The following is a 13,433-nucleotide window of genomic DNA, read 5'->3' as shown; positions in this document are numbered from 1 at the left end:
TTACTCTACACATTTTATGTTCTCAATAAAATAATTATCAGGACGATATACTTTGTTGTCTAGTTCCGATGTGAATTCTCTTTTTAGAACGTAGTCTTCGGTATCAGTTAAGTATTTAATACGAATCATCGAGATAGGAGATTTCTTTAAATCCTCAAAATTATCTTTCATAAACATAAAAATACCTGTGTTTACACGATTATCAAATCCTTTGTCATCACGAATTAATGTTCCGCAACTTTCCTGATCAATATGAATTAAAGTAACTATTTTTCCGTTGCTTAGTTGTATATATAGTTTTGAATTTTTATCAAAGCAATTTGCTTTTGTAAAATCTTTGCTTTTTTTAATCATTTGAACATTCAGAGTTGGTAAACCATCAGTTTGTGCCAAAGAAAAAAAGATATAACTCGCCGTTCCCGCAAAGTTTTTTTCAGAAATCATTATTTCTTTTGTGGATTTGTAAGTTCCTAAAGAATCGGTAACGTTTACACTGTATTCACAATCTTTTTGTGCAAATAAATTAAATGTTAATAAGAAAAAAGTTAAAGTAATTAGTTGTTTCATTTTATTATATTTTTTTACAAATTAAAACTATTTTATTGTCATTTCTATCAGTTGTAAAAAAACAATACAAATTTCCTCCATCTTTTATTTTCCATTTTTTTCGGATGGTTTCTACGTTATCAGGGAAATTTCGAGTAGTGATATTAGCTTGTTGATTGAAAAGGTGGAGTTTCATTTCATTTTTGGTGTACGAAATGGCTTCTTGAATCTCAAATGTTCTTCCAGGAAATGTAATTAAATCGTCAGAAGTATATAAATGAGAATGTTTGTGTAGCTTATCTATTTTATAAAAAGAACTTACTTCATCAAACCCTCCCGATTTCATAATTGCGCTGTTAGGCTCGTATAAGTATTTATGGGGAAAATTGTAGCTTACAAATTCAGGTTCTTCATTTAGTACAAATTCAAAAGTTTCAGTTCTATCCTTTAAAATATTAGCTGTTTTGAGTGTTGTTTTTCCAGAGTAGTCTTTATGAATTTCCCACAGCAATTCCTTAACCTCGTTTTCGAGAGCAATTATATGAATATTTTTTACATTTTTTAATTCCGAAAGTCCAGCAGAAATATCTAATAAAGGAGCTGTTTTTATTAAAATAGAATTAGAGTTTTTAAAATAAAAATCTAATAAATCAGGAACATTTGGCAAACAATCCTTTAGCATGAATACTTTGCCTTTGGCATCGTTTCGTCTGGAAGGATCAATATAAATCCAGTCCCATTTTTTATTTAGATTTTTTAAAACCTCAAAACTATCTTCAGGATAACAGATACAATTATTGATACTTAACTGTTTGAAATTATGTTGTACAATTGCTGATAGATCTGGGTTTATCTCACAATGTACTACACTTTTTATTTTTTTGGAGAAATAATAATCATCAACACCAAAACCACCAGTTAAGTCGATTAAACTATCTCCCGATACTAAATTGGCTTTATATTGTGCTGTTTTCTCAGAAGAGGTTTGTTCTACCGAAATTTTACTTGGATAAAGTATATTTTCGGTAGCAAACCAAGTTGGTAATTTATCTTTTGCTTTTGTTTTAGCCTCAATCTGATTTAAAATAGCAATCCACTCAATCTCTGGGAAAGGATTTTTCTGAAGTGCTAATTTTGAAATAGATTCATTTACTTTTTTATTTATAAAATCCTGAACAGAATGATGTAAAAGGGCTATATTCAAGGTTATATTTTTTCAGTTAGTACAATAACAACTTTATTGTTAGGGAAAAATTCTTTGGCGATTACTTTTAGGCAAGTATAAAATGGAATAGCAATAATCATTCCTACGATTCCAAAAGTTATTCCGCTAATTAAAGTAATCAGAAATATTTCTAACGGGTGCGAATTTACACTTTTTGATGAAATAATTGGTTGGCTAATGTTATTGTCAATTGCCTGAACCAATAAAAATCCAATTACAATATATATAGTTTTAGGTAAAATTTCTGTTTGAAAATCGCCACCAATTAAACTCAACATTGTTAATATTGCTGCAAGGATTGTTCCTATTATCGGTCCTACATACGGAATGATATTTAGTACTGCACATAAAAAAGCAATCACAAATGCATTTTGGCTTCCAAAGATTACAAGTACAATATAATATAGAATAAATACAACTGTTAATTGTAGCAACAAGCCTATAAAATAGCGTGTTAATAAATGGTTTATTTTAGTGATTGAGTTAATGATTTTATCTTCATTATTATCAGGAAGTATTCTTTTTGCGTTTTCTTTAAATATGTTTTGATCTTTAATAAAGAAGAATGTAATGAAAAATACAGATACTAATCCCATACCAAAACCTGCTAATGTATTTAGAACAGAGTTAATAAAGGATGTGAAATAGCTAAAGTCTAGTTTAGAAGTTATTTCTGAGTTTTTTAATAGCGATTGAAAATCTAAGTGTTGTAAGTTGAAATAATTTTCAAAATCACGTTCGATTAATATAAATTGTTTTTGAAGACTGTCAGTATCTAGAAGAGATAAATTATTTGCCTGTGATATTATCAATGGAACAAATAATAGAATAAAACCAATCATTAATAAGATAAAGAACACAATAGTCGTTATAGCAGCAAATGAGCTGCTAAATTTTAATTTTTCTTTTAAGAATTTTACAAAAGGGCTTGCTATTAAACATAATATTAGAGAAACGCATAAATAAACTATTACGGTTTGTATTTGATATAAAAAATACAAAATTAGTGATACTCCCAAAATAGTTGCGATAGCTCTTAAAATCCCGTTTGAAATTACTTTAGATGTAATCATAGTTTATCTTTCTTTAGAGCATAAATATAGAAAAAATGGGGGAAAGATTACATTTATAAACCAAAAAAAGCGAGATATTTAAATCTCGCTTTTAATAATTATTAACATGTTAATTTATAGGGTTTTAGTTTTAGATGCCAAAAGAAGCTCTAGGTCCACCAGTTAAGAATATGGTAGCCATTTTGTTTTTTTGATCTACTGTAAACATATACATTCCAGCATCGTCAGTATAATCCATGTAGTTCATAGTCATTTCTACAGGAGCTCCTGTACAAGTGCTATAATGAGGATATGCTGGTACACCGTAATTAGCGGTATTATGTACAGGAGTGTCATTTATAAAATCGGTTCCACAATTAGAATCTCCCCAAATGTGACGTAAGCTCATCCAGTGACCCACTTCGTGAGTTCCAGTTCTTCCTAAATTATAAGGAGCTGAAGCAGATCCAGATAGTCCGAAATATTGAGAATCGATTACAACTCCATCTGTAGCATTAGATCCACCAGGAAATTGAGCATAACCTAATATTCCTCCACCAATTTTACAAGCCCATAAGTTAAGCTTTGTAGTTGGAGATGTTGGGTTAAGACCACCGGAAGCAGATTTTTTCATGGCATCATTAGTTCCCCATGAGGTTTTTGTTGTTGATTTTCTGATGATTTGATCTAAAACAAAACTAATTCCAACATTAGCTTTCACAGTAGCAAATAATGCAGGAACGTTTCCGTAATCAGAGTTAGTAGCATTGAAATCTTTATTTAAGACATCAATTTGTGTTTGGATTTGTGCATCAGAAATATTTTCTGCAGCAGTTCTGTATAATACATTAACTACAACAGGAATTTGAATTTTTCCATTTACCAATTTACCACTTAGTATTTTGTTTTGTGTAAATGCTTCAATTTCATTCATTCTAATAGCCAAAGTAGGATCAGCTTTTAATTGAGCTTCAAGAACATCTTGAGATGCACAAGTACGGTGAGTAATTGCTGAAGCTTCTGGAGTTGTAGATTCTGCTTGGTCATTGTTTTGACACGAGAATAGCAGCAGCGCTGCAAATGCGGATAAAGCAATCTTTTTCATAATAGTTTGGGGTTTTGTTATAAAAATTTAGTTTGGTTAATAATTAACGCAATTTTATAACAAATATTTTAACACGCAAAATTTTATTATTATTTTGTTTGTCAGAATTTTAGAATCCCTTGTATGGCGTAGTTCTTACAAAAAAAGATTATTAAAAATTATGAAGAAAAATCTTTCTTTGTTGTTTTTAATGAGATTTATAACATAAATTTTGATATTGTTTGTGAAAGTTTTTTAGAAAATTCATAAAGTATATTTAATATCTAGTAGCAAGGAAGTTTTTTAGGTGAAAGTAGCCATGAAATCTCATCATCTTCTTCTTCTTTTATTGAATATGCCATTAATATACTTTTAATTATAAATAACCTGTTGGGTGCAATTACTTCGTCTACTCGCTTAGCTCGGGTCGCAAAATTTCATTTGTAAAAAACAAAACAAAAAGAAATAGATTTCTTTCACAAAGCTAGCTATGTGCATTTAAAACAAGTGTAACGCCTTTTTTGAGCCTGTAAAACCTATGTTTCTATGTGTTAAAAAATAATTGCACCCAACCGGTTATAAATATCAAATTTACAACAACATGATATTTATAGTTACTATTTAAATACTAAACGTTCTATGAGGAAGTTAATTCATATAAAGCTATACTGGCAGCTTGAACAACATTCATGCTACTGTTTTTTCCGAACATATTAATATGAACAATTTGGTTAGAAATTTTTAAAAGCTCAGTTGAAATTCCATCAATTTCACTTCCAATTAAAAGAGCAATTTTTTGATTTTGAGGAATTTTTACTTCTTTTAAGGGTTTGCTGTTGCTTGCAATTTCCAAAGCAATAATTTCGAAATTATTTTGATGTAAATGATTGATAAGATCATTAGTATCTTCGATTACAATATGAGGTACATGAAGATGGGTACTTCTTGAGGTTTTATTAATTTTTCTAGGATTTAGAGGGATATCTTTTCCTAAAAAAATAATATTTTCAACCCCAAAAGCTTCACTTATTCTAAAAATAGAGCCAATATTTTGTTGAAAATAAATATGATCACAAACAAGAGTTATTGGAAACGTTTTTCTTTCGAATTGTATTTCTTCGTGTGTTAATTGCACTTGACTTAGATTAATTGGTAAAGATATAATTGATAATGTTTGCACCCATTTTTAATGCTTTTTGGCGTATTTCAAGAGGGTCGTTATGTACTTCGGCATCTTCCCAGCCATCACCAAGGTCACATTGGAAGGTATAAAGTAATACTAGTTTATTTTCGATGAAAATTCCAAATGCCTGAGGTCTTTTTCCATCATGTTCATGAATTTTAGGTAAACCACCAGAAAAAAGAAAAGGTTTTTGGAAAATAGCATGATTCGCAGGAAGTTCAATCAATTCATTATTTGGGAATATTTTTTTAATTTCTTTTCGAATGTATTGATCCATTCCGTAATTATCATCAATATGAAGAAATCCTCCACCATATAAATAATTACGAAGGTTAGTCACATCTGCATCGCTAAAAACAACGTTTCCGTGACCAGTCATGTGCACAAAAGGGTAGGATAGTAGATCTGGATTGCTAGGTTCTACTGTTCCTGGTTTAGCTTTAATTCGGGTATTTATATTTGCATTACAAAACTTTATCAAATTAGGTAATGAAGTAGGATTTGCATACCAATCACCTCCACCACTATATTTTAGTAACGCAATTTCTTGTGAAAAAGAAGGGATGGAGATAAATAAAAAAAGCAAAAAAAGTTTCTTCATAATGACAAAGTCAAAAATTAGTATTTTTTATATTTAAATTGTTTCGTTAAAAAAAGCAACACTATGACAAGCAACCATTGCAGCAGTTTCTGTACGTAATCTTGTATTACCTAATGAAACAGGCTGAAAGTTGTTTTCGATGGCTAAAGCAATTTCTTTTTCTGAAAAATCTCCTTCAGGACCAATAAGCAATGTAATATCCTCATTTGGTTTTAAAATTGATTTTAATGATTTTTTATCAGTCTCTTCGCAATGTGCAATTAACTGCAGTCCTTCATTTTTACGTTTTATAAATTCTTTAAACGAAATAGCTTCATTAAGTTTAGGAAGATACAATTCGTTTGATTGTTTCATTGCTGATAAAATAATTTTTTCGAAACGCTCTATATTAATTACTTTACGTTCAGATCTGTCGCAAATAATTGGAGTAATCTCATGAATACCAATTTCAGTAGCTTTTTCCAGAAACCATTCGTAACGGTCATTCATTTTGGTAGGAGCGACTGCAAGATGCAAACGGTATTTTGGCTCTTGAGCTTTCTCAAACGAAATTATTTTTACAGTACATTTATTATCAGAAGCCAATGTAATTTCGGTTTCAAATAAATAACCCAATCCATTTGTTACATGTAATATATCAGAATCTTTTTTTCGTAATACTTTTATAATGTGTTTACTTTCTTCTTTGTCAAAAGAAAATTCCTGAGTCGTTTCGTCAATATTTGGGTTGTAAAATAATTGCATAGTTTAAAATTGTATTCGTGCTTTAGAAACAACTGCTGCTGTTTCAAATTGTTTTGATAAATATTTTTGATAACCCACAATTCCAATCATTGCAGCATTATCGGTAGTGTATTCAAATTTAGGAATATAAGTTTTCCAACCGTATTTCTTTTCGCTTTCTTTCAGTCTGTTTCTTATGCCTGAATTAGCCGAAACTCCACCGCCAATGGCTATCTGAGAAATTCCAGTTTCTTTTACCGCCAATTTTAATTTATCCATTAAAATTTCGATAATTGTATATTGAATAGAAGCACAAATGTCATTTAGGTTTTCCTCTATGAAATTTGGGTTTTCTAATTTTTTCTTTTGGATAAAATATAAAATTGCTGTTTTTAAACCAGAGAAGCTAAAGTCAAGTCCAGGAACTTTTGGTTTTGTAAAAGCAAATGCTTTTGGGTTGCCTAATTGTGCGTATTTGTCAATAAGCGGACCTCCAGGGTAGGGAAGTCCTAAAATCTTGGCACTTTTATCGAATGCTTCGCCAACGGCATCATCTGTTGTTTCTCCAATAATTTGCATGTCAAAAAAACCATTTACTTTAATAACTTGAGTATGGCCGCCGCTGATTGTTAATGCTAAGAATGGAAAAGTTGGTTTATCATAACCTTCTTCATCGATAAAATGAGCCAAAATATGGGCATGCATATGATTAACAGCAACTAACGGAATTTTTAAAGCCAGAGCTAATGATTTACTGAATGAGCTTCCGACTAACAACGAACCCATAAGTCCAGGACCTTGTGTAAAAGCTATTGCCGATAATTGTTCTTTTTTTATATTTGCTTTACGAAGTGCTGCTTCAATTACAGGGACAATGTTTTGTTGGTGAGCTCTGGACGCAAGTTCAGGTACAACACCACCATATTGTGTATGAATCAGCTGGTTGGCAACAACATTTGATAGTACTTTGTCGTTAAGTAAAACAGCTGCCGCGGTATCATCGCAAGAACTTTCGATAGCAAGAATAAAAACCTCAGGATTTTGCATGTAAAGGCACGAATTTTGAATTATATTTGACGAATCAAATTTTAAATTTTTTTATTTAAAAGCAGAAGCCAAAATTAAAGAATTTTTATCAAAGGAACCTTCCTTTGTTTGCTCTAAATTAAATTTAAAGAAAAACTAAAAAACAATCGGTATCAGAAAAATAAAAAAAATAGTATCTCGTTCCTTAATCGGACTAATTCTACTTTTGTTAGTACTGGCTATCGCATTGTCTTTACCAGTGGTTCAAACCAAAATTGCAAATTATATTACCGATTCTTTAAACTCAGATTTTGGTACACATATATCAGTCGATAAAGTTTCTGTAAGTGTTTTTGGTGGAGTAAAACTCAGGAAAGTTTTAATAAAGGACCACCATAAAGATACTTTAATCTATTCTGATTTAATTAAAACGAATATTTTAGGCATCAAGAGAGTTCTTGATGGAGATTTAATTTTTGGTGAAATTCGTTTAACAGGATTACTATTTAACTTAAAGACCTATAAAAATGAAAAGAAAACCAATCTCGATGTGTTTATTCATTCATTTGAAACAGGAAAACCCACAGTACCTTCAACAAAACATTTCTTGCTTACTGCAAAAGATGCCTATATTGCCAACGGACATTTTATTTTAACAGATGAGAATCGAGTAGTTCCAAAAGATGTCGATTTTACAAAGTTAAATGCGCATATAAGTGATTTTAAGCTTTATGGACCAGATGTAAGCACGAGGATTCATAAATTGTCATTTATGGATCACAGAGGTTTGTATGTAGCTAATTTAACATCAAGATTTAGCTATACAAAAAAGCAAATGAAACTTGAGAAATTATCTATTTTAACAAAATACTCAAAAATATATGGTGCGGCTACACTGAATTACCATATAGAGGATTTTGCTAAATTTACAGACAAGGTTCAGTTTGATGTTGCTTTGGATTCTGCTAATATAGGTTCGAATGATATTCGTTATTTTTATAAAGAGTTAGGGAAAGATCAATATTTTCGTGTCAAATCAAAAATTGAAGGGACTTTAAATGATCTTAATCTTAAGCGACTAACATTATCTGATTTGCATAAATCCAATATAATTGGAAACATTAATTTTAAAAATCTTTTTGGGAAAAATGGACAAGAGTTTTTAATGAATGGAAAATTCGATAAACTTTCTTCTAGCTATGATAATTTGGTTGTTTTATTGCCAAATGTTTTAGGGAAAAAATTACCTAAAGAATTACAACGAATAGGGAAATTCTCGATTGAAGGTAAGGCAAAAGTATCTAAAACTGCATTAGATACTGATTTTTATATGACAACCGATTTAGGAAATGGTCTTATCGATTTGAATATGAATAATATCGATTTTATTGATAAAGCTTCTTATTCTGGGAATGTTGTTTTAGAAAATTTTGATGTAGGTGCTTTATTAGGCCGAAAAGACATTGGAAAGACAACGCTTAATCTTGATGTCGATGGAAAAGGATTTACAGAAAAATATTTAAATACAGTTATTAAAGGAGACGTTCAGAAGTTTAATTACAATAATTATACTTATAGTAACATAGTACTAAACGGTAATTTTAAATTACCACATTATAAAGGGAAGCTTTCTGTGAATGATCCTAACTTAAATATGACCTTTGATGGTTTGGTAGATTTAAGTAGAAGGGATAGTAAGTATGATTTTCATATTAATGTTGAAAATGCAGATTTACATAAGCTTAAGTTTATGAAAGATTCTGTATCTGTTTTTAAAGGAGATGTTGTGGTTCAGGTTTCTGGAAATACAATTGAAAACCTTCAGGGTAATATTAATATTAATGATGCTGTTTATCAAAATCCGAAATCGACTTATGTTTTTGATAACGTTAGTGTTAGTTCAAATTTTGACGCTGATAAAATACGTACCATAACAATAAATTCTACCGATGTAGTTAATGGAGTAATCGTAGGAAAATTCAAATTTAACCAGTTAGAAAATTTAGTTACAAATTCTGTAGGTAGCTTATATGCCAATTATAAGCCATTGAAAGTAAGTAAGGGGCAATTTTTGCGTTTTGATTTTACCATTTACAATAAAATAATTGAAATATTTTATCCAGATATTGAACTTGCGACTAATACCGTTGTAAGAGGTAAAATCGATGCTGATAAGCAAGAGTTTAAGCTTAAATTTAATTCACCTCAAATTAAAGCCGCACAAAATATATTTGATAATATAAGAGTTGCTGTAGATAATAAAAACCCGTTGTATAATACCTATATAGAACTAGATAGTATTAAAACGAAGTACTATAAAGTACGAGATTTTAGTTTGATAAACGTAACCATGAAGGATACTTTATTTGTAAGATCAGAGTTTAAAGGAGGTTCAAAAGGGGAGGATTATTTTAACTTCAATTTATATCATACTATTGATAAAAATAAAAATAATATTGTCGGAATTAATAAATCGGAGTTGAAATTCAAAGATTATATGTGGTATCTGAATGAAAAGGATGAGCCAGATAATCAGATCATTTTTGATAAGAAATTTAAAAATTTTGACATCGATAATATTATTTTATCTCACGAGAATCAACAAATCGAATTGGTGGGGCAAATAAAAGAAGGTGATTATAAAGACTTGAAATTAAGTTTTAAAGATGTTGATCTTAATAAAATTACACCAACAAATGATAAGCTTGTTTTAAATGGTGATATTAATGGAGAGATTAATTTTAAACAAAAAAAGAATGCTTTCCAGCCAACGGCTTCTATTCAAATAAATAAATTGAATGTAAATAAGACCGATTTAGGTGTTTTAAATTTTAATATTGCTGGAGATGAAAGTCTTAGGAAATTTACGATAAATTCATCTGTAGAAAATGATAAATCGGAGTTGTTTAAGCTATTTGGAAGTTTTGAAGTTATAAATAAAGAAACTATACTCGACTTGCAATTGAAATTTGACACATTCAACTTAGCTTCGCTTAGTACTTTAGGAGGAGATGTGTTGTCGAATATTAGAGGATATGTTTCTGGAAATGCTGCTATAATCGGAAATTTAAAAAGACCGGATGTAAACGGACGTTTGTATTTAGACAAAGCAGGAATGACAATTCCTTATTTAAACATAGATTATCAATTAAGTGATAAAACAATTGTTGATGTAACCGATGAAAAGTTTTTACTAAGAAATAATACAATCACTGATACTAAATATGGTACCAAAGGGATTTTAAATGGAACGATAGAACACAATAATTTTACCGATTGGAAACTAGATCTGGATATTAGTTCGAAAAGATTATTAGCATTAGATACTAAGGATAGCGAGGATGCAGCTTATTTTGGTACAGCATTCATTAATGGTAGAGCAACGATTAAAGGGCCAACTTCATCTTTGTTTATTAAAGTAGATGCAAAATCAGAGAAAGGAACATCAGTAAAAATTCCAATCAATGATGCGCAAACGATGAGTGATAATAATTTTATCCACTTTGTTACTGCGAAAGAGAAATATAATCTTGCAAATGGGATTGTTGAAACAACGAGAAATTATAACGGACTTGAATTAGAGTTTGATTTTGATATTACGCCAGATGCCGAAGTTGAAGTAATCTTAGATAGGAATTCTGGACACGGAATGAAAGGAAAGGGATATGGATCGCTGCTATTTAAAATAAATACTTTGGGTAAGTTTAATATGTGGGGGGATTTCCAGGCATATGAGGGAACATATAACTTTAAATATGGAGGATTAATTGATAAGAAGTTTGTTGTAAAAAAAGGAGGTTCTATTTCATGGGAAGGAAATCCAATGAAAGCGCAGTTAAATCTTGAAGCAGTTTATAAAACATCGGCAAACCCTGCAGTATTATTAGAGAATTCTTCTTTTAGTAAAAAGGTTCCTGTGGAAGTAGTTATTGGTATTCGTGGAGATTTAACAAGTCCTGAACCTGATTTTAATATCGATTTCCCAACGGTTAGTAATGTGTTAAAGTCAGAAATTCAATATAAATTAGTCGATAAAGATGTTCGACAAACACAAGCACTTTATCTATTGTCTTCAGGAGGATTCTTGAGCCCAGAGGGTGTTAGTCAATCTGATTTCTCTAGTAGTTTGTTTGAAACAGCTAGTAATTTATTAGGAGGGATAATTCATTCAGATAGCGATAAAATTGATATTGGTTTTACATATACTTCAGCAGATAGAAGATTAGGTCAGGAAGCAGATGGTCAATTTGCAGCAACCATTTCATCTCAAATTAATGAAAGAATTACTATAAACGGAAAAGTAGGAGTGCCAGTAGGAGGAATTAACGAATCGGCTATTGTAGGTGATGTCGAAGTGCAATACAGGGTTAATGAAGATGGAACTATGAACCTGCGTTTGTTTAACAGAGAAAACGATATTAATTATATAGGACAAGGAATTGGTTATACCCAAGGTATGGGGATTTCTTACGAAGTCGATTTTGATACATTTAAAGAGCTAGTAAACAAAATCTTTAAGAACCATAAATTAGAGCGTGCAATAAAAGGTTCTAACTCCAATAATGATTTTCAGGATTCATCTATAAATCCTGATTATCTTGATTTTTCGAAGTCAAAAAAAACTAATAAAAAAGAAAAAGAAAAGGTAAAACCAAATAATCAAGGATTAATTCCTGAGGAAGATTAATACACTTAGATGTGTTAATGTGTTTTAGTTTTGTTAATCTTTTCTCTAAGCCTCTTAATTTTCTTATCTTTAAATTTGATTGTATTCAAATTTTGTAACACTTCAATCGAGTATTGTTATTTTTAAATTATCAATTAAAATAAATGTCTTTTTTTATTTTATTGATTTTTTTTTAGTATCCGAAAACTTATTAACGAAAACGTTTGAATTTAACATATTTTATTAACTTATTATAAATATAGCCCGAATAGTGGTGAATGTTTGCTAATTTTACACTTTAATACTTAAATAATGCCAAAAACAATAAAAAAAGTTGGTGTTCTTACATCAGGAGGAGACTCGCCAGGAATGAATGCAGCTATTCGATCAGTAGTTCGAACTTGTGCTTATCATAACATCGAATGTATCGGAATTTATAGAGGCTATCAAGGAATGATTGAAGGAGACTTCAAAGAGATGGGACCTCGAAGTGTAAATAATATTGTAAATAAAGGAGGGACGATTCTAAAATCGGCTCGCTCATTGGAATTTAAAACTCCCGAAGGTAGAAAAAAAGCACATGAGAATCTTGTAAAAGCAGGGATTGATGCTTTTGTTGTAATAGGAGGTGATGGAAGTTTTACCGGAGGTTTACTATTCAATTCAGAATATAATTTCCCAATAATGGGGATCCCAGGAACTATAGATAATGATATTTTTGGTACGAGTCACACTTTAGGGTATGATACGGCTTTAAATACAGTTGTAGATTGTATTGATAAAATACGTGATACAGCAAGTTCACATAATCGTCTGTTTTTTGTAGAGGTAATGGGAAGAGATGCTGGTCATATAGCTCTTAACGCAGGAATCGGTGCAGGAGCAGAAGAGATTCTTATTCCTGAAGAAGATTTAGGATTAGATAGATTATTAGAATCACTCCAAAAAAGTAAAGCTTCAGGAAAATCATCAAGTATTGTTGTTATTGCTGAAGGAGATAAAATTGGTAAAAATGTATTCGAATTAAAAGATTATGTTGAAGCTAATTTACCAGAATATGATGTTCGAGTTTCTGTTTTAGGACATATGCAACGAGGAGGCTCACCTTCTTGTTTTGATCGTGTACTGGCAAGTAGATTAGGGGTAAGAGCTGTAGAATCTTTACTTGAAGGGAAATCAAATTATATGGTTGGTTTGCAAAATGATAAAGTAACATTAACACCTTTAGAGCAAGCTATTAAAGGTAAATCTGAAATAGATAGAGAATTGCTACGCGTTTCTGAGATAATGTCAACATAAAATATTATAGAATAAAAATAAAATTGAA

General features: G+C 30.4%; 10 protein-coding genes. 2 read left to right on the top strand and 8 right to left on the bottom strand.

The window, feature by feature from the left end:
- The 8 genes from OIU80_RS13150 to tsaD form a co-directional block, all read right to left on the bottom strand.
- Positions 1-567 (bottom strand): hypothetical protein, encoded by a 567-nt coding sequence (locus OIU80_RS13150; RefSeq protein WP_264287466.1) that lies wholly within the window; start codon positions 565-567, stop codon positions 1-3.
- A 4-nt stretch (positions 568-571) separates the two neighbouring features.
- Positions 572-1,750, bottom strand: a complete 1,179-nt coding sequence (locus tag OIU80_RS13145; protein WP_264287465.1) for a class I SAM-dependent methyltransferase — start codon at positions 1,748-1,750, stop codon at positions 572-574.
- Between the two features lie 2 nt (positions 1,751-1,752).
- The gene (locus tag OIU80_RS13140; protein WP_264287464.1) at positions 1,753-2,844 is read right to left on the bottom strand and encodes an AI-2E family transporter; all 1,092 of its coding nucleotides are present in this window, start codon (positions 2,842-2,844) and stop codon (positions 1,753-1,755) included.
- 130 nt (positions 2,845-2,974) lie between these two features.
- Positions 2,975-3,928 carry a zinc metalloprotease gene (locus OIU80_RS13135; protein WP_264287463.1) on the bottom strand — a complete coding sequence of 318 codons (954 nt, stop codon included), beginning with the start codon at positions 3,926-3,928 and terminating at the stop codon, positions 2,975-2,977.
- Between the two features lie 616 nt (positions 3,929-4,544).
- Positions 4,545-5,087, bottom strand: coding sequence for a TrmH family RNA methyltransferase (locus OIU80_RS13130; protein WP_264287462.1), 543 nt, complete (start codon positions 5,085-5,087; stop codon positions 4,545-4,547).
- A complete protein-coding gene (locus tag OIU80_RS13125; RefSeq protein ID WP_264287461.1) occupies positions 5,053-5,691 on the bottom strand; it encodes a DUF4159 domain-containing protein in 639 nt (212 codons plus the stop codon). The genes OIU80_RS13130 and OIU80_RS13125 overlap by 35 nt, the downstream gene beginning before the upstream one ends.
- A 33-nt stretch (positions 5,692-5,724) precedes the next feature.
- Positions 5,725-6,435: a 16S rRNA (uracil(1498)-N(3))-methyltransferase gene (locus OIU80_RS13120; protein WP_264287460.1), complete on the bottom strand. Its 711-nt coding sequence runs from the start codon at positions 6,433-6,435 to the stop codon at positions 5,725-5,727.
- 3 nt (positions 6,436-6,438) lie between these two features.
- The gene (gene tsaD / locus OIU80_RS13115; protein ID WP_264287459.1) at positions 6,439-7,461 is read right to left on the bottom strand and encodes a tRNA (adenosine(37)-N6)-threonylcarbamoyltransferase complex transferase subunit TsaD; all 1,023 of its coding nucleotides are present in this window, start codon (positions 7,459-7,461) and stop codon (positions 6,439-6,441) included.
- A 205-nt stretch (positions 7,462-7,666) separates the two neighbouring features.
- Here tsaD and OIU80_RS13110 point away from each other — a divergent pair, with 205 nt between their 5' ends.
- A complete protein-coding gene (locus tag OIU80_RS13110; protein WP_264287458.1) occupies positions 7,667-12,127 on the top strand; it encodes a translocation/assembly module TamB domain-containing protein in 4,461 nt (1,486 codons plus the stop codon).
- Positions 12,128-12,418: 291 nt separating this feature from the next.
- Positions 12,419-13,405, top strand: coding sequence for a 6-phosphofructokinase (gene pfkA / locus OIU80_RS13105; protein WP_264287457.1), 987 nt, complete (start codon positions 12,419-12,421; stop codon positions 13,403-13,405).
- Positions 13,406-13,433: the final 28 nt, after the last annotated feature.

The sequence above is a fragment of the Flavobacterium frigoritolerans genome, assembly GCF_025847275.1.
Taxonomy (GTDB): domain Bacteria; phylum Bacteroidota; class Bacteroidia; order Flavobacteriales; family Flavobacteriaceae; genus Flavobacterium; species Flavobacterium frigoritolerans.
Note: the sequence above shows the minus strand (reverse complement) of the source record. Positions and strands in the feature narration are given on the sequence as shown.